This is a genomic window from Candidatus Arcticimaribacter forsetii (genome assembly GCF_910589745.1).
Lineage (GTDB): Bacteria > Bacteroidota > Bacteroidia > Flavobacteriales > Flavobacteriaceae > Arcticimaribacter > Arcticimaribacter forsetii.
Window position 1 is genome coordinate 160,844 of sequence record NZ_OU342399.1, and the last position, 24,357, is coordinate 185,200.

A 24,357-nucleotide genomic window follows, 5' to 3' on the forward strand; every position below is an offset into this window, starting at 1 on the left:
TTTTTAAATCAACGATTTTAAAAAAGTTCCATAAACTGTTTTTTCGAGCTCAGTTGCTAATTCACTTAATTGCTCCTTATCAATTGCTCCAGACTTATAGGCAGCAGCTTCAATTGATCCAATAAGAATTCCTTGTCTAGACTGAATTACCTGAACAAACTGACTTGCATCCATTAACGATTGAACTGTTCCAGTATCTAACCAAGCGATCGCTGGATCTAAAACCTCAACATGAAGTCTTTGTTCGTTCATATAGAGTTGATTCAAATCTGTTATTTCTAATTCTCCCCTTTTGCTTGGTTTTAATTGTTTGGCTTTGTCTACTACGGTTTCGTCATAAAAATAAATGCCTGGTACTGCATAAGATGATTTTGGGTTTTTAGGCTTTTCTTCAATCTCAACAGCCTTTTGGTTTTCATCAAACAACACAATCCCATAGCGCTCAGGGTCTGTTACTTTACTTGCAAAAATCATCCCTCCATCTGTTGAAGAGTATTTCTTTAGTTGTTGAATAAAGTTCGTTCCATAAAACAAATTATCTCCTAAAATAAGAGCAACCGGGTCGTTTTGAATAAATTTTTCTCCTAGAATAAAAGCTTGAGCAATTCCATTCGCTTCTGGTTGTGAAACATAACTAAATTTACATCCTACCCTTGAACCATCTCCCAATAGGTTTTTAAATAATGTAAGGTCTTCTGGAGTCGTAATTATAAGAATTTCATGAATACCTGCCTCTATGAGTGTTGCCAACGGATAATATATCATTGGCTTATCGTATATCGGCATGAGTTGTTTACTAACAGATTGTGTTAGCGGATATAATCGTGTTCCCTTTCCTCCTGCTAAAATTATGCCTTTCATAGAGTTTTTATTGATCTAAGGTAGTGTAAAACGGTTGTTTCAAGAGCGTCTTCAAAAGAAGTTTTTGCCAACCAACCTAGTTCTTTTTTAATTTTTGAAGCGTCTACTGCGTATCTGAAATCATGTCCTGGCCTGTCTTTTACGTGTGTGATTAGTTCAAAATAAGATTTACCATTGAGTCTAGGCTTCTGTTTATCTAAAATCTTAATTACAGCGGTACAAATCTCTAAATTAGTTTTTTCGTTATCTCCACCTACTATATATACTTCTCCCAAAGTTCCTTTTTCAAAAACAGTTTGAATCGCTTTGCAATGATCCGTTACAAAAAGCCAATCTCTTATGTTTTTCCCTGTTCCATAAATAGGGATGGGGTCTTCTTGAATAGCTTTTCGAATGATGGTTGGAATTAATTTTTCGGAATGCTGGAAGGGTCCAAAGTTGTTGGAACAGTTAGTTGTAACAACCGGTAAGCCATAAGTGTGGTAATAACTTCTTACTAAATGGTCTGATGAAGCTTTTGAAGCGCTGTATGGGCTATTTGGGGCGAAAGCAGTTTTTTCCGTAAAAAAACCTTTCTCGCCTAAAGCTCCATAAACTTCATCTGTTGAAATATGATGAAAACGAGCCTTTTTATATTCACTTTTCATGTCTTGATTTTCATCTAACCATGTTTTGCGAGCAGCTTCTAATAACTGAAATGTTCCCATTATATTAGTTTCAACAAAAGATTGGGGTCCGTTAATAGAATTGTCTACATGAGATTCTGCTGCAAAATGAACAACTCCTTGTATCTTGTTTTTTGTGAAAATTTCTAATAGCAACCCTCCATCACAAATATCTCCTTTTATGAAATTGATGTTTGAATTTTCCTTCCAACGATATAAAGCTTTTAAATCAGCAGCATAGGTAATTTTGTCTAATACGAATATGTTTTGACTCGGATTTTGAACCCGTAGGCAGTCTATATAATTTGAGCCAATAAACCCTAATCCTCCTGTGATTAAAATGCTATTCGTTTTCATTTATTTGGCTCTTATTAATGCATCTGCTATTTTTCGGTCGTTTGCTAGCCTTGGGACTTTATTTTGTCCTCCTAATTTTCCAATTCCTTTCATATAGGCTTCAAAACCTTTTCTTTCGATTGGCTTTATTACCAATTTTCTTAATATGTTTCCTTGGATTAAATCCTGGTAATATACATTTTGCTTTTCCATTTCAGAATCCAATCTTATTTCAAAAGCTTCTATGTCATCTGGAGCTTTATCAAACTCAATACACCATTCATGATATGGTAATCCTTTTTCAGGTTTAACCTGAGGTGCTACTGTAAACTCTCGAACTCTAATTGAAGTGCCCTCCGTTGCGTTTTTTAGGGCTGTTTCAACTTCTTTACCGATTACGTGTTCCCCAAAGGCTGATATAAAATGTTTTATTCTACCTGTAACCACCAGTCGGTATGGTGCTGTTGAAACAAATTTTACTGTATCTCCAATGTTGTATCCCCAAAGACCAGCGCTTGTAGATAAAATTAATGCATAATTTACTCCTAGCTCCACTTCACCAATAGTATGTCTTTTGGGGTTTTCTTGCTGAATTTCATCTACTCGAATAAATTCATAAAAAATATCATTATTAAGTAGCAATAAAAGTCCTTCCTGATTTGGAACATCTTGATACGCAAAAAACCCTTCAGATGCTGGGAAAAGCTCTATAGAATCTACCGTTCGTCCGATAAGATTTTTAAAAACACTTTTGTAAGGTTCAAAATTAACACCCCCATAAACAAATAAAGAAAAGTTTTTAAAAACATCTCCTACGTCTTTATTTGTTTTGTTCTTTATTTTTTCGAAGTACATCTGAACCCAAGATGGTATTCCTGCTATAAGTGTCATTTTTTCGGGTAATGTTTCTTCTACTATTGCATTAACTTTTTCTTCCCAATCCTCAATACAGTTTGTTTCCCAACTTGGCATTCTAGATTTTCTAAGATAAGAAGGAACGTAATGAGCAACAATTCCTGATAGACGACCTAATGAAATTCCGTTTTTTTGATCGAGTTCCGGACTTCCTTGAATAAATATTTGCTTTCCAAGAACAAAATCTGCCTTTCCCGTATAATTGATATAGGTAAGTAGTGCGTCTAGAGCTGCGTTTATATGGGTAGGCATTGATTCTTTTGTTATCGGAATATACTTTGCTCCAGAAGTTGTTCCGCTTGTTTTTGAAAAATAAATGGGCTTCCCTGGCCAAAGAATATCTTCTTCTCCCTCCACTGTTTTTTCTATATAAGATCTTAATCCCTCATAATCTCGTACTGGGACGTTTTTTGCAAAATCAGAAGGGTTTTTGATTTCTTGAAATTTATGATCGGCGCCGAAAAGAGTTTTGGAGCCAGACTTAATTAATTTTTGAAATGTTTTCTGCTGGGCTTCTACTGGGTTGTTCACCCATTTTTTATTTCTATTTACTCTTATTCGAGCAAAAAGTTTGGCTAACGTTTTTTTCATTTATAGGTTATCTATTTGAAAAGTCAATAAAATTTTCGGGGTTCATAGGATATCCATCGCTCCACAATTCAAAGTGTAAATGCCATCCTGTAGTAAGTTCTCCTGTGTTTCCTGCACTAGCAATAACTTCTCCAACCGACACAAAATCTCCTTGTTGTTTATTTAAAGAAGCGTTGTGCTTATAGGCCGATATTAATCCGTAAGGATGTTCTATGATAATTACATATCCGGTCCCTGACGTCCATTCGGAAAAAATAACAGTCCCTTCTGCAACAGACTTAATTGGAGCGTTTTCTTTTAAAACAACATCAACAGCATAATGCTTATTAGCAGGATCATATTTTTGAGATAAATCTCCTAGTGCAGGAGGAAATAAAACAAAATCAACTTTACTTTTGGAGTTGGATTGTAAATTATATTTATCTTCTTGGTCTACAATTGCTTTCAATAAGGAATCTTCAATGCTTTTGGAGACAATTGTTTTACTCCTTCGAGAAAGGCTGTCTATCATTATTTTACTTTCCTTAAATTCTTCGGGCTTTATATCTCCAACTAAAACTCTTTGGATGGAGTTTAAATATTGAATGGACTGATTATATGCATTGCTCAGGGAGTCTAGTTTGATAGCGTTTTCTGCTGCTTGAGTTTTCATAGCTGTTGAAGAATATCCAGGTATGAACTCCTTCAGGGGTGTTGAGGCAATAATTAAAGCAGTCCCGGAAACAAAAAATGAAATTAATAAAATTGAAATAATCAATACATTCAGTCGTGTTAACCTGAAGTAAATTTGTTCCTCGTAGGTTTCCTCGTTCAGTACCACTAAACGATACTTGTTTAGAAGTTTTTCTTTAAATTTCCCTCTTTTTTTTATTGGTTCTGCCATGATTAATACAAATATAAAGAAACCCTTGATTAAAAATTAGTGCTTTCCCTTTACAAAATATCGATTCGAACTAATAATTATTTTACATTTGTGTAAAATCAATGTTATGACAAGCTTATTAGTTTTTTTAGGAATGATTGGAGGACCTCAAATAATCATGATTGTAGTGGTAGTTTTACTTCTTTTCGGTGGTAAAAAAATCCCAGAATTAATGCGTGGTTTAGGAAGCGGAATTAAAGAATTCAAAAACGCAACGAAAGAAGAAGAGAAAGAATCGACTAAAATTGACAGTAAAAAAGATTAATTTACCTTTTTATCTATTTGTTTGAAAGACGTTAAAATAGTGTTCAATTCGAACATATAATCTCTCTTACTTATTGTTGGTGCAAATGCAAACCCTTCAATAATAATCCATCGGCTATTCTTTTCGTCCTTTATTTTATAATTAACGAAAGGACCTGCCATAAAATCTTTCTTTACTTCCCACATACCCTTAGTTAAATAAGCTTCTTGTTCGTTTAATTTTGTTTTGTACAAATACGGCAAATAAGCCTCTTCGGTTATCATATAACCCCCCTTTAGTCTTCCTGGAATATAGATTTTTCCTATGGAGTCTCTCATTTTTTTAATTTGATCGAGTGGGTTTTTTGACACCCCGTTTAAGGGTAAGGTATACGCTACAATATTTAAATGCCCCTTTTGAACTGGTTTTCTAATCCAAATAAAATTAGTGGTATCCTTAAGGGTTTTATATGCAGAAGGGTAATTCATGCTGATGTTGAAACGTTTTTCAAGTGTTCCTTCATTAGCCATTGATTTCTTTATTCTTCTTAGTTTTTCTTTTCGTTCATTTTCTTCGAACAATCCTATTATTAACTGTGCATTTTCTTTTACATATTCAGAAAGTACCTCCTGATCTTCTCCTTTAAAAAAACCAACTATCTGTGGTTTTGCAAATTGATTTTGTCTTAATTCAAATGAAGATAAACTATCTTTTTTAAACCAAAGTATGTTTCGACTATTTCTAAAAAACCCTTCAAATGAAGTGGGATGTAGATGTCTTAATGAAAAACGGGGCTCGTCTATTGGCAACCCTTCGTAAATAGAGGCTATTTCATTTCTAACCGTTTCTCCTAGTTCTCCGTTCCATTCTTCGTCGTTCATTACCACGGTAACATGGTTTAAATTTCCATTTGAAGCAGTAACGTAACTTTGCTCCTTCTTTGAAGAGCATGCTGATAAAAGAAGGGCAAATAATACAGCTATTTTATTCATATGAACGGTATTTAGATTGTTTTTGGAAAACATCAACAATAATCAATCCAAAGTAATAAGAATCTCTTAATTTACTAAAGCGGCAATGCCTGGAAGATCTTTTCCTTCTAAACTTTCTAGCATTGCTCCACCCCCAGTAGAAACATAACTTACGCGATCTTCAAATCCAAATTGTTTAACCGCTGCAACAGAATCTCCTCCACCTACTAATGAAAAAGAGCCTTTTGCTGTGCTTTTTGCAATTGCTTCGCCAAGTGCGATAGTACCCTTCGAAAAATTCTCGAATTCGAAAACACCAACTGGCCCGTTCCATAAAATTGTTTTAGACTCTTCTATAACCTTCCCAAATTTTATTATACTTTCTGGTCCAGAATCTAATCCCATCCACTGATCTGGAATAGACCCTACAGGAGTAATTTGACTTTCTGCATCGTTAGCAAAATCATTTGTACAAACAACATCTACAGGCAGATGAATTTTTACATTCTTTGCTGCGGCTTGTTCAACTAAATCTCTAGTATATTGTAAATAGTCGTCTTCACAAAGAGAATCTCCAATAGAACCTCCTTGGGCTTTGATAAACGTATACGCCATACCTCCACCAATAATTAAATGATCAATTTTATCAAGTATGTTTTCAATAATTGTAATTTTTGAAGAAACTTTTGCACCGCCTAAGATTGCTAGTACTGGTTTCTCTCCAGTATTCATTACTTGTTCAATTGCTAGAACTTCCTTTTCTAATAATTTACCAAAAGCTTTTTTACCTTCAAAGAAAGAAGCAATAATTGCAGTTGATGCATGTGCTCTATGAGCTGTTCCAAAAGCATCATTTACATAAACAGAACCTAAGTTTGATAATTGTTTTGCAAAAGCCTCATCCCCTGATGTTTCTTCTTTATAAAAACGAAGATTTTCTAATAGAAGAACTTGACCGTTTTGTAAATTATTAGCAAGAACTTGTGTTTCCGAACCAACACAGTCTTCAGCAAAAAGAACTGGTGCTTCAAGTATATCTGAAACCGTTTTTTGAATATGTTTAAGGGAGTATTTTTCTTCTTTTCCTTCCGGTCTACCTAGGTGTGACATTAAAATGCAAGAGCCTCCGTTAGATAGAATGTAGTCAACTGTTGGTTTAGCTGCTCTAATTCTTGTGTCATCCGTTACATTTCCGTCAGCATCTAAAGGGACATTGAAATCTACTCTAACAATAACTTTTTCATTGTTTAAAGATAATTTGTCTAAAGTCTTCATATTTAAAAAATTTCCCCAAAAGTAAAGAATAAAACTAAACCAAGACCAACATTGATGTAAAGCTTTGAAAATTTAAAATTAAGTTATCTTTGAAAATGTTTGTAAATCAAATTCTAGGTCAGGAAACCTTAAAGAAACAAGTTCTAAACGACATAAAAGAGGGCTATGTTCCTCATAGTCAATGTTTTATAGACGATTCGGGGCGTGGTGGTCTAGCATTAGCTGTAGCATTTGCAATAGAAATGTTATGGGACGAAAACCACATTAACACTAAAATATCTGAAGGGAAAAGTATTTCTTATTTTATAGAACACCCTGATTTGCACTTTATTTATCCTGTTGCAACTTCAGCATCAGTAAATAGTAAGCCAAAATGTGATGACTACATTCAGCCTTGGAGAGATTTTGTTTCAAATACTTCTTATGGAAGTTCAAATGATTGGATGTTGTCGATTGGTTCTGAAAACAAACAAGGAAATATTAGTGTAGATGAGATTGATTTGTTGTTTAAAAAATTAAATTTAAAGTCTTTCTCTGGGGGTCCAAAAGTTTGTATTCTCTGGGGTGTAGATAAGTTAAATGTTCAATCCGGAAATAAACTTTTAAAATTAATAGAAGAGCCTCCAACCAATACTTATTTTGTTTTTGTAGCTGAGTCAGAATTAGACTTATTACCTACAATAAAATCTCGTTGCCAATTATCCTTTCTAAAGCCTATCAATTCCTCAATTATTAAATCTGAATTAATAAATAAAGGCTGTGAAAGTAACTTAGCGGAATTCTATGCTTCAAATTCTGAGGGTAGTCTAGGAAAAGCTTTGGAATCATTCCAAAATATAGAACAACTAAGAGGACATGAACAGCTTTTTATTCAGTGCCTTCGTGGTGCTTTCAAAGCAAGTGGTAATAAAAGTGTTGTAATAGATTTAATGTCCTGGGCTACTATTGTAGGAGCGCTTGGAAGAACATTGCAAAAAGAATTCTTGTTATATAGTTTAAATTTTATTCGTCAAGCTTTATTAGTTTCTTTCAAAACTAATTCACTGGTAAAATTCCAATCATTAACCAACTTTGACATTAACAAATTTGCTCCATTTGTTCATAGCGGTAATGCAGTAGAAATGATCCGCCTTTTAGAAGAAACCTGTTATGCTGTCGATAGAAATGCTAATGGAAAAATTCTGTTTTCAGATTTTGCTTTAAAAATGACTCGCATTCTAAACAAAAAAGAATCTTAATTTTTCTTCTTGAACAAGTAAACTAAAGAAGAATATTCTCCTGAACTGACTGCTTTCAAATTTGAATGTATTCCTCTATAAACACCTTTTATCAAAGGAAATCTGGACCCTTTATACTTTTCGGAAACATAAGAGATATATAAGGCGTCCATAATCAAAGGACGTTTGTCAATTAGCATGAATCCTTCTTGATCCAAAAGAGAAATTATACCGTCTTGAGAAAAGTGCCAAAGATGTCTCGGCACATCATAGGCAGCCCAAAACTCATTGTAATAAGAAGCGTCATAGGACTTAAGATTGGGAACGGCGATTAACAAAACGCCCTCTTTATTAAGTCTTTTATCAAACTCCAATATGGACTCTTTAAGATTTGGAATGTGTTCAAAAACATGCCAAAGGGTTATCAGGTCATATTTTTTATTTGGCGATTCATTCCAAGAATTATAGACAAAAAGCCCTTGTTGTTTAGCTAAACTCCTTGCGTTTAAATTTGTTTCTATTCCGTTCGCTTCAACATTGTCTTTAGATAAATATTTCAAAAAACCTCCTACACCACAACCATAATCCAACACAGAATAAGAATCTAATAAATGATTTTTGAACATGCCTTTTTTAATTCTAAACATAAGTTTCTGAACAAAACTGTAAAGAAAATTAACTAATGATTTAGATGAATGGTTGTGAGATATATATTCCTCCGAATCGTAATAAGAGTGCATTTCATGTTCTTTAGGAGCAGGTTCGGTTTTTGCTATTTGAGCAGTTTCGTCCCACACAACAGAGAAAATTTCACCTGAAACAAGGTGGTCTTTTACAGAACAGATTTCGGTTTTCATTGGAGTTGTTTTTGTTCCACGTGAAACATTACCTTCCAAGTTTAACTAACAAAACACTAATGTCACTTGGTTTAATTCCGCTTATTCTAGAAGCTTGTGAAATGGTCTGAGGTTTAATTTTGTTTAATTTTTCTTTAGCTTCATGTGATAAGGAGGCCAAACAATTGTAGTCAAATGATGATGGAATAGAGACAGACTCTAAACGATTTAATTTGTCTGCATTAGCCTTTTCTTTTTCGATGTATCCAGAATATTTAATTTGAACCTCAACTTGCTCTTGAGCATCTGTGCCAATTTTATTGGACTCAATAAATTCTGATACTGATTTGATTTTAACCATGTCCTCAAGAGTAATGCCAGGACGAGAATAAATCTTTACAATCTTATCAGATTGACGCATCGGAGAAGAGTTTTTTTCTTCCAAGAAAGGATTCGCTTCTTCTGGAAGAACACTTGTTGTCTCGTAGAAATCTTTGAGTAAGGCGGATTGTTCGTTTTTTTTATTGACTGATTTTAAACGATCTTCACTTGCAAGACCCAACTCATGACCAATTGGAGTAAGGCGAATGTCGGCATTGTCTTGACGTAATAGGGTACGATACTCAGCACGAGAGGTAAACATTCTGTAGGGCTCTTCGGTACCTTTAGTGATTAAATCATCTATTAAAACACCAATATATGCTTCGTTTCTTTTAAGCATAAAAGGACTATCGCCTTTATGATATAAATGGGCATTAATTCCGGCCATGAGACCCTGTGCGCCAGCTTCCTCATAACCAGTAGTACCATTAATTTGTCCTGCAAAGAACAAACCTTTTACTAATTTTGTTTGAAGACTGTGAGTCAATTGAGTTGGTGGAAAATAATCATACTCGATTGCATAACCAGGTCTAAAAAACTTGACTGCTTCAAAACCTTTTACTTGTTTTAAAGCTTCATATTGAACATCTTCTGGTAGAGAGGTTGAAAAACCATTTATATAATATTCAACGGTATTCCATCCTTCTGGCTCAACAAAAATTTGGTGCCTGTTTTTGTCAGCAAAACGATTCACTTTATCCTCAATAGAAGGACAATACCTAGGGCCTAAACTTTTGATGCTTCCATTAAACATGGGCGAACGATCGAAACCTCCACGAAGGGTGTCGTGAACTTCTTCACTTGTATAGGTAATATGACAGCTGCGCTGTTTCGTGAGCGGAGATGTTTCTGGAGAATAGCTAAATTTTACCGGATCTATATCTCCTGGTTGTTCTTCCATCAAATCAAAATTTAAAGAACGTCCATCAACACGAGGAGGAGTTCCTGTCTTCATTCTACCGGACTCAAACCCTTTTTCTATTAAAGACGAAGTCAAACCAGTAGAAGCACTTTCACCTGCTCTACCACCACCAAAATTTTTATCACCAATATGAATTAATCCATTAAGAAATGTTCCGTTCGTTAGAATTACAGTTTTAGAATATATCTTGAGACCCAAACTTGTGACAACACCTATTATTTTATCTTGATCAAATATTAAATCTTGAACCATCTCTTGATAAAAATCAAGATTAGGAGTTTGCTCTAAACGATCCCGCCAAGCTTGAGCGAACATCATACGGTCAGATTGAACTCTTGGACTCCACATCGCCGGACCCTTAGACCTATTAAGCATTTTAAATTGAATTGCACTAAGGTCTGAAACGATACCGCTGTATCCACCCAAAGCATCAATCTCTCGTACAATTTGTCCCTTCGCAATACCTCCCATTGCAGGATTACAAGACATTTGTGCAATATTTTGTAGATTCATGGTAATCAAAAGAGTTTTTGATCCCATGTTTGCCGCTGCTGCAGCCGCCTCGGCTCCTGCATGACCTGCACCAACCACTATAACGTCATAAGGTGTATTGAACATAATTATTGTTTCACGTGGAACATAGAGATGCATAGATCCTCTTGTTCTGTCATTATTAATTTCTGTTGCGGTATTTTGTCAGAATAACCGATTGTATGCAAAAAACCATGTGATATGAGTCTAAGCGTCTCATTTTCAACTGTTTGGCTGTTTTCTTCAGCGTTAAGGCTACACATGTAAGTGGAGATAAATAGCTCCGCATTTATAACTACCTGATTTCCATAGTCAAAGGTAAGAATATCTGTATGCGTGTCATGATCTAAATATTTTTTATTCATTTCTAGCATCTTATCCTTGTCAATAAAATTCACAACAAATTGTTCCAAAGTAACTTGATAATGATCTGCTACGAGATCTATCCAATATTTCAAATCAGAAGGTAAAAGATTATCAGAAGGTAAATTAAAAAATTGTGTCGTTTTCATTACTCCGCAAATATACAGAATATCAAGTGATGGAAAAATGAAGGAGAGGAAGTATATTTGTAAAAAAATTAAACATGATAGAACGCGTTCGTTTCGCTCCAAGTCCAACTGGCCCACTTCATATAGGTGGTGTTAGAACGGCATTATTTAATTACCTGTATGCAAAAAAAAACAAAGGGGTATTTGTATTGCGAATTGAGGATACCGATCAAAAAAGAAAAGTAGATTCAAGTGAGGAATATATTTTTGAAAGCCTTGAATGGGCGGGTATTAATCCTGATGAAAGCATCAAAAATCCAGGAAAATATGGTCCTTACCGACAAAGTGAAAGACAGGATATTTACAAAAAATATATTGAAGAGCTATTAGATAAAAAAGGGGCTTATTATGCATTTGATAAAGCTGAGGACCTTTCAATAGCAAGGGAAAAGGCAGAGAAAGAAACAGGAGCATTTAAATACAATTATGCCAATAGAAATCAGTTTGATAATTCTTTGAAAATAAGCGAGAAAGAATGTCAAGAGCGTATAAATTCTGGTGAGGAATACACTATAAGATTACTTGTTGAGCCGAATGTTGAAATAATTAGTGAAGATGAAATAAGAAAAACGGTTCGTGTAAATAGTAATGAATTAGAAGATAAGGTGCTTGTTAAAGGTGATGGGACTCCGACGTATCATTTAGCAAATGTTATTGATGATCATTGTATGGAAATAACTACCGTAATTCGTGGTGAAGAATGGTTGCCATCGCTACCAATTCATACCTTATTATATAATCTATACGGGTGGGAAAAACCAAAGTTTGTTCACTTACCTTTAATATTAAACCCTTCAGGAAAAGGGAAACTCAGCAAACGAGATGGTGATAAGAACGGGTATCCTGTATTCCCAATAGCATGGGGTGAAGAATTTGAAGGATATAGAGAAAAAGGGTTTTTGGCTAGTGCACACTTAAACTATATTGCTCAGCTGGGCTGGAGCCCAAAGGTAGAGGACGAGATAATGACAATTAATGAAATTATTAGTGCTTTTGATTTCAATGAAATACAAAAAGGAGGGGCAAGGTTTGATTACGATAAGGCAAAATGGGTCAACCAACAACACATTCAAAGGCTGTCAACAGAAGAAATTGAAACTATTGTAAGCGCCAAAGTCACAGAGCTTAAAGACAACTATAATAAAGACCTAATATCAAAAATATCAACTCTTATACAAGAACGTGTCGTATTACTTAATGATATTCCTGGCTTATGTGAAATGTTCTTGATCCCACCAAAAGCGTATGATGAGAAAGGAATGAAAAAAATAAAAAAGGTAGATTTAACTTCGTTAATAAACGAAATTAAAACAATAATTAATGCGCATGATCTTGAAGATCTAAAAGAGGAAATTTCTAACTTTTGTATAGAAAATGAAATTGGAATGGGAGTTGTTATGCAAACTCTAAGAATGGCTGTTGTGGGGAGTTTATCAGGACCTGATATTATAAAAGTAATAAAAGTGATTGGAAAAATGACTACATTAGATCGTTTAGAACTTTTAAAAAAAACTGTTTAACCTAAAATCTATCATATGAGTATTGGAACTTATGTTATTATCTTCATTGCTGTATTATTAATCCTATCTGGGTTATTTATAGTGAAACAACAAACCGCAGCAATTATAGAGCGTTTCGGAAAATTCGTTGCAATTAGGCAACCTGGTTTACACATTAAAATCCCGCTAGTTGATAAGATTGCTGGACGCATGAGTCTAAAAATCCTTCAACTGGATGTAATTGTAGAAACCAAAACAAAAGACGATGTTTTTGTAAAACTGAAAGTGTCTGTTCAATATAAAGTGGTCTCTGGAAGTGTATATGATGCTTTCTATAAATTGGATTATCCTCAAGACCAAATTACGTCCTATGTCTTTGATGTTATTAGAGCTGAAGTTCCAAAAATGAAATTGGATGATGTGTTTGAAAAGAAAAATGACATCGCTAACGCGGTTAAAGGCGAGTTAAACGAGGCAATGACCAATTATGGATACGATATAATAAAAGCTTTAGTTACAGATATTGACCCTGATTCTCAAGTAAAAGAAGCAATGAATAGAATTAATGCTGCCGAAAGAGAAAAAGTTGCGGCTCAATATGAGGGAGATGCTGCCCGAATTTTGATCGTTGAAAAGGCAAAAGCTGAAGCAGAAAGCAAACGTTTACAAGGACAAGGAATTGCGGACCAAAGAAGAGAAATCGCACGTGGTTTAGAAGAATCTGTTGATGTTTTGAATGGAGTGGGGATAAACTCTCAAGAAGCCTCTGCTCTTATCGTAGTAACTCAGCATTATGACACATTACAGTCTATAGGAGAACACACGAATTCTAATCTTATACTGCTTCCAAATTCACCACAAGCTGGTAGTGATATGTTAAACAACATGGTTGCTTCATTCACTGCTAGTAATCAAATTGGTGAAGCAATGAAAGAACAGAATTTGAAAAATAAGAAATAAAAAACTTCTTAAGAAACAGAAAGGCTCAACAATGTTGAGCCTTTTTTAATTATTATTAGATTTCTTTGCCCAAGTATCTCGCAAGCCTACTGTTTTATTGAAAACTAAATTATCCTCTGTTGAGTCTTGGTCCACAACAAAATATCCTAAGCGCTGAAACTGGATGTTGGTTCCGGGCTTAAGGTTTACCAATGAAGGTTCAACTTGAGCAGTAATAACTTCTAATGAGTCTGAATTAATAAAATCCGTAAACTCTTGTTCTTTGTGTTGATCAGGGCTTTCGTCATTAAACAAACGATCATACAAATTAACTTTAGCACTTATTGAAGTATCTTGATTTACCCAATGAATTGTACCTTTTACTTTTCGTTGACTTGCTTCAGATCCGGAACCACTTTTACTGTCTGGATCATACGTACAATGCACCTCTATAATATTTCCCTCTGCGTCTTTCACAACAGATTGGCCCTGGATAATATAAGCGTTTTTTAAGCGCACTTCTTTTCCTAATGTTAACCTGAAATATTTACGGTTTGCTTCTTCTTTGAAATCATTTCTTTCAATGTATAAGTTCTTAGAAAAGGGCATTAATCGCGATCCTTTTGACTCATCTTCCGGATTGTTTTCCGCTTCTAACATTTCTGTTGCACCTTCTGGGTAATTAGTAATTACCAGTTTAATAGGATCTAAAACAGCCATAACTCGAGAAGCTTTTTTATTCAAATCTTCTCGAACACAAAACTCTAATAAAGAAGCGTCTATTACATTTTCTCTTTTAGAAACACCCGCTGTTTCAACAAAGTTTCGAAGTGATTCAGGGGTATAACCTCGTCTTCTTAGACCTGAAATCGTTGGCATCCGTGGATCATCCCAACCAGAAACCGTTTTGTTTTCGATTAATTTAGCTAATTTCCTTTTACTTGTTACTGTATAAGAAAGATTAAGACGCGCAAACTCTCTTTGTTTTGGATAATGATGTTCTAGTTTAGTTATGTTGTCTAAAAACCACTCGTATAAGTCTCTGTGAGGCTTAAACTCTAAAGTACAAAGCGAGTGAGAAATACCTTCTATATAATCAGATTCACCGTGGGTCCAATCGTACATTGGATAAATGCACCATTTTGAGCCAGTTCTATGGTGGTCTTTTTCTATTATTCTATAAATAATCGGATCACGCATCAACATGTTTGGAGAAGACATATCAATTTTTGCCCGTAAAGCAAGTGTACCTTCTTTATGTTTCCCTGCGGCCATTTCCTCGAAAAGAGCTAAATTTTCTTCAGGAGAAGTATCTCTAAAAGGGCTATTAGAACCTGCTTGTGTCGGAGTACCTTTTTGATTTGCAATCTCATCAGAACTTTGAGAATCTACATAAGCAAGACCTTTTAAAATTAGCTCTTTAGCCCATATAAATAACTGATCAAAATAATCCGAGGCATATCGCTCTTCTGCCCACTCATAACCTAACCACTGCACATCTTTTTTTATTGCATTTACAAACTCAATGCTTTCTTTTGCTGGGTTGGTATCATCAAACCTTAAATTAACCGGCGCATTAAATTTTTCTCCTAAATTAAAATTAATAGCAATTGCCTTTACGTGTCCTATGTGTAAATATCCATTAGGTTCTGGTGGAAAACGAAATCGTAATTTATCTGCAGGAAAACCAGCTTCTAAATCTGCTTTAATAATTTGTTCAATAAAATGTAAAGATTCAGTATGCTCTGACATGAATATATTTTTTACAAAGATATCGAAAAAGAAAAAGGGATGGAAGTATTATTAGCTCCTCTTTTTTATATTTGCTCAAAGCAAAGTTATGGGAACTATTCGAGTAAAAAATATTGAAGTTTATGCAAACCATGGATGCATGGAAGAGGAAGGACGAATAGGAAGCGATTATGTTGTAAATGTTAAGTTAAAGACAGACTTAAATAAGTCAGTAATAAGTGATGACTTAAAAGATACCGTAGACTATGTTGCTGTTTATACTATTGTAAAAGAAGAAATGAGTATTCGTGCAAAACTACTGGAAGTGGTTGTTCAACGTATAGTTAACCGAATAATGAAAGAACACGAAACAGTTGAAAAAGTGTCTGTTAATGTTGCAAAGAAAAACCCACCTATAGGGGGAGAAGTAGAAGAGGTTAGTGTAGAAATAAAAGGGAAGAGAAAAAAGGCTTAAAAACTTTTTATTTATTACTTTTGCCGGACTGGCATCGTGGCCGAGTGGCTAGGCAGAGCTCTGCAAAAGCTTGTACAGCGGTTCGAATCCGCTCGATGCCTCTAAAAAAACCCGTGATAATCACGGGTTTTTTATTTATATCTAATTCATTTCTGTAATAGTACCGCCGATTCGTTTTCTTTTAATAAGCTTTGTTGGTCTTCCATGAATACGAACAGTTCCTCCAACATTTACAGTCGCTTCCAATAAGTCAGAAGCGTGAATATAAGCAACGCCTCCAGCTGTTACTTTTACTGTTGTTTGCTCTGTTAAAAGATTCTCAGACTCACAAATTCCGCCTGCTAGTATTTTTAAATCATGGTAAACAGCTTTACCATAAAGGTTAAGTGTTCCCCCTGTATTAACTTGTGAGGTTATTTTTTCTGCTTCTATATGAAGATCTAAGTTGGAACCCTCATTCGCTTTTAATTCAATCTTTGTAGCTTGTAAGAGTGCTTTTGATTCTACAACTGATCCTTGGTAGGTATAAATTAGATCTAATGGTTTAGAAAAGTATATTTCTATGTATGTGTTTTTAGGATTAAAAACTTGGTCTATTGAGTGTTTAATTTTTAAAACATCATTTTTTAAAGAAGTAACAACTGTTTCAAAGTTTTCTCCTGATAAGACAAGTTTATCTTCTTCAGAAGGAATTAATTTAACTTCAATACCTGAATATACTTTTAAACCAGTAAAAGGACTTAATTGAATCGTTTTAGTTTGAACTTTTCGTTCTATTTCTTGACTTGATATGGAATCCGTTTCAATTTCTTGAGCAGAAATTAATGGACTAATAAATAACACGATAAGTAAAATGGGTAATTTCATATTGATCCTTTTTTAAAGTTTAATAAATTTAGTAATTCTATATGATATTACTTTCTGATAATTTAAAATCAAGGTGTCTTTTAATAAGATCCGCTTTTAATACGCTCACTTCAATAGAGTCTCCTAACTGATATTTCTTTTTTGTTCTTTCACCTATTAAAGAATGGTTTGAATCATCATAATTAAAAAAATCCCCTGTTATATCTTTAATTCTAACCATTCCTTCACACTTATTATCAACTAATTCAACATAAATTCCTCTGTCTGTTACTCCTGATATAACCCCTTCAAAAACTTTACCAACTTTATCTTCCATAAATTTAATTTGCATAAATTTTATAGAATCTCTTTCTGCTTTTGTAGCGATCATTTCTCGTTGAGAAGAATGAACACAAGCAGCTTGAATCGTTTCTGTATTTTTTACTTTTTCTTTAGCTAAATGTTGTTCTAATAATCTGTGAACCATTACATCTGGATACCTTCTTATTGGAGATGTAAAATGAGAATAAAAATTAAAAGCCAAACCATAATGTCCAATATTATCAATATTATATTCTGCTTTACTCATACATCGTATAGTAAGAGTGTCAATAAGGTTTTGCTCTTGTTTTCCTTGAATATCAGATAATAAATTATTTAAAGACTTACTAACATCTTTAGTTTGTAAATTTAAATTATATCCAAAATTAGAAACTACTGTTTGAAGATTAGTTAGTTTTTCGACATCTGGTTCATCGTGAATTCTGTAAACAAAAGGGAGAGGATTTTTTCTTTTTCCCGCAAAAGTGGCTACTTGTTTATTTGCTAGCAACATAAATTCCTCTACAAGTTTATTAGCATCTTTAGAGGTTTTAAAATAAACGCTTTCTGGTGTATCGTCTTCTTTTAAAATAAAATTAACTTCAACCCTATCAAAAGAAAGAGCGCCAGATTTCATTCTTTTAGCACGTAATTTTTTTGCTATATCATCTAGTTTTAAAACAGCTGTTAGAATATCGGAGGAAACATCATAAGCTTCTCCTGTTAATGAAACCTCTTTAGATATAGTACTTTCTTTTGTTTCTATTAATTCTTGCGCTTCTTCATATGCAAAACGATGGTCAGAATAAATGACCGTTTTTCCAAACCATTCTTCTAAAATCTCTCCTTTAGAATTCATAGTGAAAACAGCAGAAAAGGTATATTTTTCTTCTTTTGGTCTTAATGAACAAACACCATTAGACAACACTTCTGGCAACATTGGAACAACTCTATCTACTAAATATACAGAAGTTGCTCTTTCGTATGCTTCTTCATCTAATATACTATGAGGTTTTACATAATGGGAAACATCTGCAATATGTATTCCTATTTCGAATTTATCCTCTTCTAAGATTTTAAAAGATAAAGCGTCATCAAAATCTTTTGCTGTTTTTGGATCAATAGTAAAAGTTAATGTCTTTCTAAAATCTCTTCTTTTTTTTATTTCCTCTAAACTTATAGATTGATCAATTGCATCTGCAGCCTCCTCTACTTCTTTTGGAAAATGTAAGGGTAACCCATAATCTGATAAAATGGCATGCATTTCAGTATTTGTTTCTCCTGGTGGTCCAAAGGATTCTATTAAAGTTCCATAAGGAGATTCTGCTCTTTTAGGCCAATCTGAATATTCCACTAAAACTTTATCTCCATTCTTGTAACCTTCTAATTGCTTTTTATCAATAAAAAAGTCCGTGTACATTCTTGGTCCCCTGGTCAATACAAAAGCATAGTTTTTTTCGATCTGTAAAACACCTACAAATTGTGTTTTGTTACGTTCAATTATAGCAACTATTTCACCTTCAAAAGCGCCAGATTTTTGTTTTCTTTTATAAACATAAACCTCAACTAAATCTCCCTGAAAAGCTCTATTTATGTTGTTTTTTGGTATTAGTATATCCTGTTCTAATTGATCACATATTACAAAGCCTCTTCCTGTTGATGTAACATCTAAAATTCCTTGATAATATTGTGATCCTATTTGTTCTAATTTATATTTTCCTTTTGTAGAACTTTTAAGTATTTTTTCAGAAGTTAATTTATTTAATATTTTAATAATTTCATTCCTTGTTTTCGTGTCTTTTATTTCTAAAACAGCAGCAACTTGTTTATAATTATATTCTTTCTCAGGATTATTACGAAAATGTTTAGTTATTTTTCGTTCTAAAGAGTTTTTCTTTTTCTTCTTCTTTTTAAACATGAAACAAAATTACTCTATTAAATTTTAACCTGTGTTTTAATTATGAACAGTCTTAACAATAATAATAATTTGTTTTATTTAAATTTTAAAAATAATGATGTCTATTATAGCTTGTTAATAGCGGTATTTCTTTAAGTTTTATTTTTAGGATTTATTAATTTAATAAGCTTATTAACATTTAATAAAGATCTTTATTAAATTTAAAATCATATCTACCAGTCTATTAAGAATTATATAAACAATAGTTAATATGTATAATTGATTATAAGTTTCAATATAAATTACTCTTTTTTGATGTTCATAAACCTCTCTTCTTTTAAACAGTAAATTGCATAAGTACTTTAAAAAAAATTTTTTTAAAAAAATAAAAATTATAAGCCAGTATTTTTTTTTAAAAAGCACTTTCTCTTGTTATAACTTATTAACAAACTATCCAATTTCTAAGAATAGTTTATAAACAAGAATCACAGGTTTGTTTACATTTATAAAAAAAATAAAAATGAAATTTTCAATAGGTAATGATCATGCAGGTGTTGAATACAAAGAAGCAATTGTTTCTTATTTAACAGGGCAAGGACACGAAGTAACTAATCACGGAACAAACACGGAGGAAAGTGTAGACTATCCTGATTTTATTCATCCTGTTGCACAGGATGTATCTTCAAAAAAATCGGACTTAGGTATTATTATATGTGGAAGCGGAAACGGTGCTTCCATGACTGCAAACAAATACCAAGACATTCGCTCGGCTCTTTGTTGGACTAAAGAAATTGTGGCTTTGGCAAGAGAACATAACAACGCGAATATATTAAGTTTACCTGCAAGATTTATATCCATTCCGCAAGCTCTTGCTATGGTTGAAACTTATATTAATACAGAATTCGAAGGTGGAAGACATCAAAATAGAATAGATAAAATCCCTTGCATGTGATGGTTTCTTTTTATTACAAAACTTTTGAAGAATTAACATCGGTTGAATTACACGATATTTTAGCATTACGTTCCGAAGTTTTTGTAGTAGAACAAAACTGTGTTTATCAAGATATAGACGGAAAAGATCCTTTTTCAGTACATATTATAGGTAAAGAAAAAGGGAAAACAATTGCTTATGCTCGTTTTCTTAAAAAAGGAATTTCTTATTCCGATTATAGTTCGGTAGGAAGAGTGGTTGTGTCGATTGAAAAAAGAGGAGAACAATTAGGTCATAAATTAGTTGATTTTTCTATCAAAACGGCTCTTAAACTTTATCCAAAAGATAGTTTGAAAATTTCTGCTCAAGCTCATTTACAAAAATTCTATGAGGAACATAATTTTAAAAGAATTGGAGAAGAGTATTTAGAAGATGGAATACCTCATGTTGGAATGATTTTAAAACGTTAGTTTATTTCGTTAACAAGGCAGTTATTTCTTTTATTAGCTCTTCTGTTTTTGGTTTTTTCTTCCCGGTATAAATTAACATACAAGCCCCTTTAAAAGGTATGTTTTTTTCAACCTGCTTGAATGTTTCTCGTAATTGTCTTTTTATTTGATTCCTATCCACTGCTCTTTTAAAGTTCTTTTTTGGAACGGAAACTCCAGCAGAAAGGCTTGTCTCGTCAGAGGATTTCAGTATTTTAAGAAAAAGGTTTTTAGATTTTAATTGAGTTCCTTTTTTAAATAGAGCGTCAATTAAATCTTTTCCCTTCAGACGTTTTAAAAACGAACCTTTACTCATTACTAATTTCATATCTATTGTTAGTGCGATCAATATCTGCCATATAAAATGTAGGGTCAAGGGTTATTGATTTGATTTCTTCTATTTTCTTTTCAATAGAGAAACTATATTCTGGATTAGCCCAAGACCAGCTTTTTTCAACATTCCATTTTAAATCATAAGGGTTTTCTTTCTCTCCACGCATTAGAGTAATTGGTATATAATGCATTTCTTGAGTTCCGTCTGTGTATTCAATTAATACATCTAAAGGCATTGGCATCATTCCTATTCGATTTAAATTCACCGTAGCACCCTTATTTGTAGATACAACTTCTTTAATTGCGTAATCTATTGTGTTGGTTGTTTGAGTCCAATCCGTTATGTACCAACGCAGTTGAATTCCTGAAATACGCTCTGCAATTCTTCTTATATCGTTAGGTACAGGATGTTTAAATTTATACTCGTTGTAGTATGTTTTTAATGTTTCATTTAATTTATCCATGCCAATAATATAACCCAGTTGACCAAGAAATACAGCTCCTTTATTATAAGCTGTGCTTTCGTATGCAAAATTGTAATGATATCGGTTAGCATTTGCACTTTGAGGTTCTTCCACACCCGAAGTTGCAAGCCTTAAATAACCACCATAGGAACGAAGTAAAGGAAATTCACTTTCTTCTTTAAGCACTTTATTTTTGGCTAGGGTAGATATATAAGAGGTAAACCCCTCATCCATCCATTCATGTTTCGTTTCGTTTGTAGCTAGTATATGCTGAAACCAAGAATGCGCTAATTCATGAGAAGTAACACCAACCAAAGATCCAAATTTACGCTCTCCAGTGATTAGAGTACACATAGCATATTCCATTCCACCATCTCCGCCATGGATTACAGAGTATTGTTTGTATGGATATGGGCCAATCTTTTCATTGAAGTATTCCATTAATTCAGCAGTTAGTGGCTGAAGTTTTTTCCAATTCTCAATTATTTCGGGGTTGTTTTTATAAAAGAAATGTAGGTCTACATTGTTTGGACCAGGATATATGTCATGGACATAATCTTTGTCTGCAGCAAAAGTAAAATCGTGTACATTTGGCGCTATAAAATGCCAGGTTATCTTTCCTTTTTTAGATTTAGATTTTTTACGATCACTATATCCTTTTCCAATTTTATCCGCATTTTGAAGATACCCACTTCCACCAACAGTATATTCCTTGTCTAATGTAATTTTAACATCAAAATCTCCCCAAACTCCATGAAACTCTCTTCCTGTATATGGATCCGTATTCCAACCATCTACATCATATTCAGACATTTTAGGATACCATTGCGCCATAGAATAGGCAACTCCTTCTGTTGAATTTTTTCCAGCTCTTCTTATTAAGTCAGGAACATGTCCCTTAAAATCCAATTCTAAAACTGTAGACCCTCCCGAAAGAATAGGCTCATTTAAGGTTACTTCTAGTATTGTTCCGGATTCTTTTATTTGTACTGGCTTTCCGTTTTGTTTTAACGAGCTTACTTTAAGATAACCGCTTTGAAATTCATTCAAAGAGTCTAAGTCTACTTTAAAACGACCGTTTCTATCCCCACCGTTTTTTAAACGAATTGCCATATCACTTCCAGGCTGAAAAGCATTGAAGTATAGATGATAAAAAACCTTAGAGAGGGATTCAGGAGAATTATTAGTATAAATTAATTTCTGAGAACCAGAATAATCAGCTGTTTCAGCATCCAATTCAACATTCATTGTGTAGTCAACTTTTTGTTGCCAATATTGAGCAGATAGGTTCAAAGAAAATAGACTTAAAAGAGCAATAGCAAAATATTTCATTTCGGTTTTTTTAAAAAGATGGATTAAAAGTAAATAACTTAGGAATTAAAAGAGGCATCGAATTGAAAACTTTCTTTACAACGCACACCTTTAGGTGTTTGTTCAAGAGAAATGAGTTCGTTATCCGGGTCGTGTTCTAGATATAATAAAAAGTCATCCTCAAGAGCACGTTTTAAAAAGGAAGCTTTTTCTTCTAATGTTAATAGTGGCCTAGTATCATAACCCATTACATAAGGAATAGGAAGATGCCCAACAGTAGGAATTAGGTCTGCAGCAAAGACAATTGTTTTCCCTTTATATTCTATCAATGGAAGCATTTGTTTTTCGGTATGGCCATCCATTAAAAGAACGTCAAACCCAAGGGGGGTTGTTATTTGTCTATCGGTTTCTTTTAGAAGCTTTAATTGACCGCTTTCACTTATTGGCAAAATGTTTTCAGATAAAAAGGAAGCTTTTTCTCTAGAGTTAGGGTTTGACGCCCAGTCCCAATGATTTTTATGAGACCAAAAATGAGCGTTTTTAAAAGCGGGTTCTAAGGCTCCTGAACGACTGAATTGAATTGCTCCTCCACAATGATCGAAATGTAGGTGGGTTAGAAAAACATCTGTTATATCGTCTCTATGAAAGCCGGCAGCTTTTAAAGAATTATCTAAGCTGTGATTTCCCCAAAGAGCATAATGACCAAAAAACTTATCAGATTGCTTGTTCCCCATTCCTGTATCAATCAGAATTAGACGATCTCCATCTTCGATAAGTAAGGAACGCGCTGCCATTTTTATTCTATTTTTTTCATCAGCAGGGTTCGTTCGTTCCCACAAAGCTTTTGGCACTACACCAAACATAGCACCTCCATCAAGCATAAAATTACCGGTTTCTATTCGGTGTAGTTTCATACTGAATTAATTTTTTAATTTAATACGCGTTAGGTAGTTGTCTGAAGTAATGTAAAGAGCACTTTCATCAGCATTAAAAGTACAATTAGCAGAGGACACTTCTGTTTTTATAGTTCCTAAATGTTTTCCTTCGGGAGTAAATATTAAAACACCCCCTGGACCCGTTGCAAACACATACCCTTTGCTGTGTACTTTAAGGCCGTCAGCAAGACCTTTTTCTTTTATGTGTGTAGCATCAAAAAAAACTTTTCCGTTTTTAAGCTCCCCTTTTACCACGGAAAAAGACATCCATAAGTTTCTTTTTGAATCAGAATTAGCAACATACAAAACGGATTCATCAGGAGAAAAAGCCAAACCATTAGGGCGGTTTAAACCGGCATAAACTTGAGTTAACACCCCATTGGAATCGAGCTTATAAACCCCATTTTCATTAATTTCTTTTAATGGGTCTTTGTCCCCTTTTAAGCCATAAGGAGGATCAGTAAAGTATAAATCTCCATCTTTTGAGCGTATGAGGTCGTTAGGACTATTAAAGCGTTTTCCTTTATAGCGGCTTATTATGGTAATAAATTCTCCCGGATTTATCAATGGCTTTTTAATCATTGCAATCCTCCTGTCACCGTGTTGAGCAATCAATAAGTTTCCTTCGGGGTCGATAATGAGACCATTAGCTCCACTCTTTTTTTCGTTAGGTTCAATTGCTGTATATCCACTAGGATCTAGATAAATAGAAAGCCCGTTGTTTTCAGTCCACAAGTACATTTTGTTTTCTGGAACATCGGTAAACAAAACACCATTAAGTTCTGGAGCCCAAACAGGACCTTCGGACCAATTAAAACCTTCAGCTAGAATTTCTAATTTTTCTCCGGGTTCGATTAAATAATTTATTTCAGGATCTAAACGTTCTACAGAACCTAAGGTTTTTTGAGCAGAACACAGGAATGTAAAAAGGCTAGAAAAAAGCAGAACAAGGTGTTTCATAAGGTTTTA

At 33.7% G+C, this 24,357-nt stretch carries 23 protein-coding genes and 1 tRNA gene; 8 read left to right on the forward strand and 16 right to left on the reverse strand.

Annotated elements, in window-relative coordinates:
• Positions 1–3 precede the first annotated feature (3 nt).
• From rfbA to NG655_RS00820, 4 genes are read right to left on the reverse strand one after another with little or no spacing between them, the layout of a single operon-like run.
• Entirely contained in the window at positions 4–861 is an 858-nt protein-coding gene (gene rfbA, locus NG655_RS00805; protein WP_252157450.1) for a glucose-1-phosphate thymidylyltransferase RfbA, read from the reverse strand.
• Positions 858–1,883, reverse strand: coding sequence for a dTDP-glucose 4,6-dehydratase (rfbB, locus tag NG655_RS00810; protein ID WP_252157451.1), 1,026 nt, complete (start codon positions 1,881–1,883; stop codon positions 858–860). Before rfbB ends, rfbA begins: the two co-directional genes overlap by 4 nt.
• Positions 1,884–3,368, reverse strand: coding sequence for a GH3 auxin-responsive promoter family protein (locus NG655_RS00815; RefSeq protein WP_252157452.1), 1,485 nt, complete (start codon positions 3,366–3,368; stop codon positions 1,884–1,886).
• Between the two features lie 7 nt (positions 3,369–3,375).
• On the reverse strand, positions 3,376–4,251 hold the full coding sequence (locus tag NG655_RS00820; protein ID WP_252157453.1) for a M23 family metallopeptidase: 876 nt from the start codon (positions 4,249–4,251) through the stop codon (positions 3,376–3,378).
• A gap of 106 nt (positions 4,252–4,357) precedes the next feature.
• On the opposite strand from NG655_RS00820, the gene NG655_RS00825 reads away from it, so the two are divergent.
• Positions 4,358–4,555: a Sec-independent protein translocase subunit TatA/TatB gene (locus tag NG655_RS00825; RefSeq protein ID WP_272876332.1), complete on the forward strand. Its 198-nt coding sequence runs from the start codon at positions 4,358–4,360 to the stop codon at positions 4,553–4,555.
• Here the strand turns inward: NG655_RS00825 and NG655_RS00830 are convergent.
• Both NG655_RS00830 and NG655_RS00835 read right to left on the reverse strand, forming a co-directional pair.
• Positions 4,552–5,526 carry a DUF4837 family protein gene (locus NG655_RS00830; RefSeq protein WP_252157454.1) on the reverse strand — a complete coding sequence of 325 codons (975 nt, stop codon included), beginning with the start codon at positions 5,524–5,526 and terminating at the stop codon, positions 4,552–4,554. The two genes, NG655_RS00825 and NG655_RS00830, sit on opposite strands and share 4 nt — an antisense overlap.
• A 66-nt stretch (positions 5,527–5,592) precedes the next feature.
• Positions 5,593–6,780: a phosphoglycerate kinase gene (locus tag NG655_RS00835; protein WP_252157455.1), complete on the reverse strand. Its 1,188-nt coding sequence runs from the start codon at positions 6,778–6,780 to the stop codon at positions 5,593–5,595.
• 95 nt (positions 6,781–6,875) lie between these two features.
• Here NG655_RS00835 and NG655_RS00840 point away from each other — a divergent pair, with 95 nt between their 5' ends.
• Positions 6,876–8,018 (forward strand): DNA polymerase III subunit, encoded by a 1,143-nt coding sequence (locus NG655_RS00840; RefSeq protein ID WP_252157456.1) that lies wholly within the window; start codon positions 6,876–6,878, stop codon positions 8,016–8,018.
• Here the strand turns inward: NG655_RS00840 and NG655_RS00845 are convergent.
• The 3 genes from NG655_RS00845 to ybeY are packed head-to-tail and all read right to left on the reverse strand — an operon-like array spanning position 8,015 to position 11,179.
• A complete protein-coding gene (locus tag NG655_RS00845) occupies positions 8,015–8,854 on the reverse strand; it encodes a class I SAM-dependent methyltransferase (RefSeq protein ID WP_252157457.1) in 840 nt (279 codons plus the stop codon). The genes NG655_RS00840 and NG655_RS00845 overlap by 4 nt on opposite strands.
• Positions 8,855–8,882: 28 nt before the next feature.
• Entirely contained in the window at positions 8,883–10,754 is a 1,872-nt protein-coding gene (mnmG, locus tag NG655_RS00850) for a tRNA uridine-5-carboxymethylaminomethyl(34) synthesis enzyme MnmG (protein WP_252157458.1), read from the reverse strand.
• A gap of 2 nt (positions 10,755–10,756) precedes the next feature.
• The gene (ybeY, locus tag NG655_RS00855) at positions 10,757–11,179 is read right to left on the reverse strand and encodes an rRNA maturation RNase YbeY (protein WP_252157459.1); all 423 of its coding nucleotides are present in this window, start codon (positions 11,177–11,179) and stop codon (positions 10,757–10,759) included.
• Positions 11,180–11,253: 74 nt separating this feature from the next.
• On the opposite strand from ybeY, the gene gltX reads away from it, so the two are divergent.
• Both gltX and NG655_RS00865 read left to right on the forward strand, forming a co-directional pair.
• The gene (gene gltX / locus NG655_RS00860) at positions 11,254–12,738 is read left to right on the forward strand and encodes a glutamate--tRNA ligase (protein WP_252157460.1); all 1,485 of its coding nucleotides are present in this window, start codon (positions 11,254–11,256) and stop codon (positions 12,736–12,738) included.
• 15 nt (positions 12,739–12,753) lie between these two features.
• Positions 12,754–13,677: an SPFH domain-containing protein gene (locus NG655_RS00865; RefSeq protein WP_252157461.1), complete on the forward strand. Its 924-nt coding sequence runs from the start codon at positions 12,754–12,756 to the stop codon at positions 13,675–13,677.
• A gap of 45 nt (positions 13,678–13,722) precedes the next feature.
• On the opposite strand, the gene NG655_RS00870 is transcribed toward NG655_RS00865, so the two are convergent.
• Entirely contained in the window at positions 13,723–15,408 is a 1,686-nt protein-coding gene (locus NG655_RS00870) for a glutamine--tRNA ligase/YqeY domain fusion protein (protein ID WP_252157462.1), read from the reverse strand.
• An 88-nt stretch (positions 15,409–15,496) separates the two neighbouring features.
• Here NG655_RS00870 and folB point away from each other — a divergent pair, with 88 nt between their 5' ends.
• Both folB and NG655_RS00880 read left to right on the forward strand, forming a co-directional pair.
• Positions 15,497–15,862 carry a dihydroneopterin aldolase gene (gene folB / locus NG655_RS00875; protein WP_252157463.1) on the forward strand — a complete coding sequence of 122 codons (366 nt, stop codon included), beginning with the start codon at positions 15,497–15,499 and terminating at the stop codon, positions 15,860–15,862.
• Positions 15,863–15,892: 30 nt separating this feature from the next.
• Positions 15,893–15,963, forward strand: a tRNA-Cys gene (locus NG655_RS00880).
• A gap of 40 nt (positions 15,964–16,003) precedes the next feature.
• Here the strand turns inward: NG655_RS00880 and NG655_RS00885 are convergent.
• Together NG655_RS00885 and rnr are read right to left on the reverse strand one after the other, a co-directional pair.
• Positions 16,004–16,729: a GIN domain-containing protein gene (locus NG655_RS00885; protein ID WP_252157464.1), complete on the reverse strand. Its 726-nt coding sequence runs from the start codon at positions 16,727–16,729 to the stop codon at positions 16,004–16,006.
• 37 nt (positions 16,730–16,766) lie between these two features.
• Positions 16,767–18,947 carry a ribonuclease R gene (rnr, locus tag NG655_RS00890; protein ID WP_252157465.1) on the reverse strand — a complete coding sequence of 727 codons (2,181 nt, stop codon included), beginning with the start codon at positions 18,945–18,947 and terminating at the stop codon, positions 16,767–16,769.
• A 499-nt stretch (positions 18,948–19,446) separates the two neighbouring features.
• Here rnr and rpiB point away from each other — a divergent pair, with 499 nt between their 5' ends.
• On the forward strand, positions 19,447–19,878 hold the full coding sequence (gene rpiB, locus NG655_RS00895; protein WP_252157466.1) for a ribose 5-phosphate isomerase B: 432 nt from the start codon (positions 19,447–19,449) through the stop codon (positions 19,876–19,878).
• Entirely contained in the window at positions 19,878–20,327 is a 450-nt protein-coding gene (locus NG655_RS00900; protein WP_252159068.1) for a GNAT family N-acetyltransferase, read from the forward strand. The genes rpiB and NG655_RS00900 overlap by 1 nt, the downstream gene beginning before the upstream one ends.
• 1 nt (position 20,328) lies before the next feature.
• On the opposite strand, the gene rnpA is transcribed toward NG655_RS00900, so the two are convergent.
• The 4 genes from rnpA to NG655_RS00920 are packed head-to-tail and all read right to left on the reverse strand — an operon-like array spanning position 20,329 to position 24,348.
• Positions 20,329–20,673, reverse strand: a complete 345-nt coding sequence (gene rnpA / locus NG655_RS00905) for a ribonuclease P protein component (protein WP_252157467.1) — start codon at positions 20,671–20,673, stop codon at positions 20,329–20,331.
• Positions 20,654–22,474 (reverse strand): M1 family metallopeptidase, encoded by a 1,821-nt coding sequence (locus tag NG655_RS00910; protein ID WP_252157468.1) that lies wholly within the window; start codon positions 22,472–22,474, stop codon positions 20,654–20,656. Before NG655_RS00910 ends, rnpA begins: the two co-directional genes overlap by 20 nt.
• A gap of 38 nt (positions 22,475–22,512) precedes the next feature.
• Positions 22,513–23,367 carry an MBL fold metallo-hydrolase gene (locus NG655_RS00915; RefSeq protein ID WP_252157469.1) on the reverse strand — a complete coding sequence of 285 codons (855 nt, stop codon included), beginning with the start codon at positions 23,365–23,367 and terminating at the stop codon, positions 22,513–22,515.
• Positions 23,368–23,373: 6 nt separating this feature from the next.
• A complete protein-coding gene (locus NG655_RS00920; protein ID WP_252157470.1) occupies positions 23,374–24,348 on the reverse strand; it encodes an SMP-30/gluconolactonase/LRE family protein in 975 nt (324 codons plus the stop codon).
• Positions 24,349–24,357 lie beyond the last annotated feature (9 nt).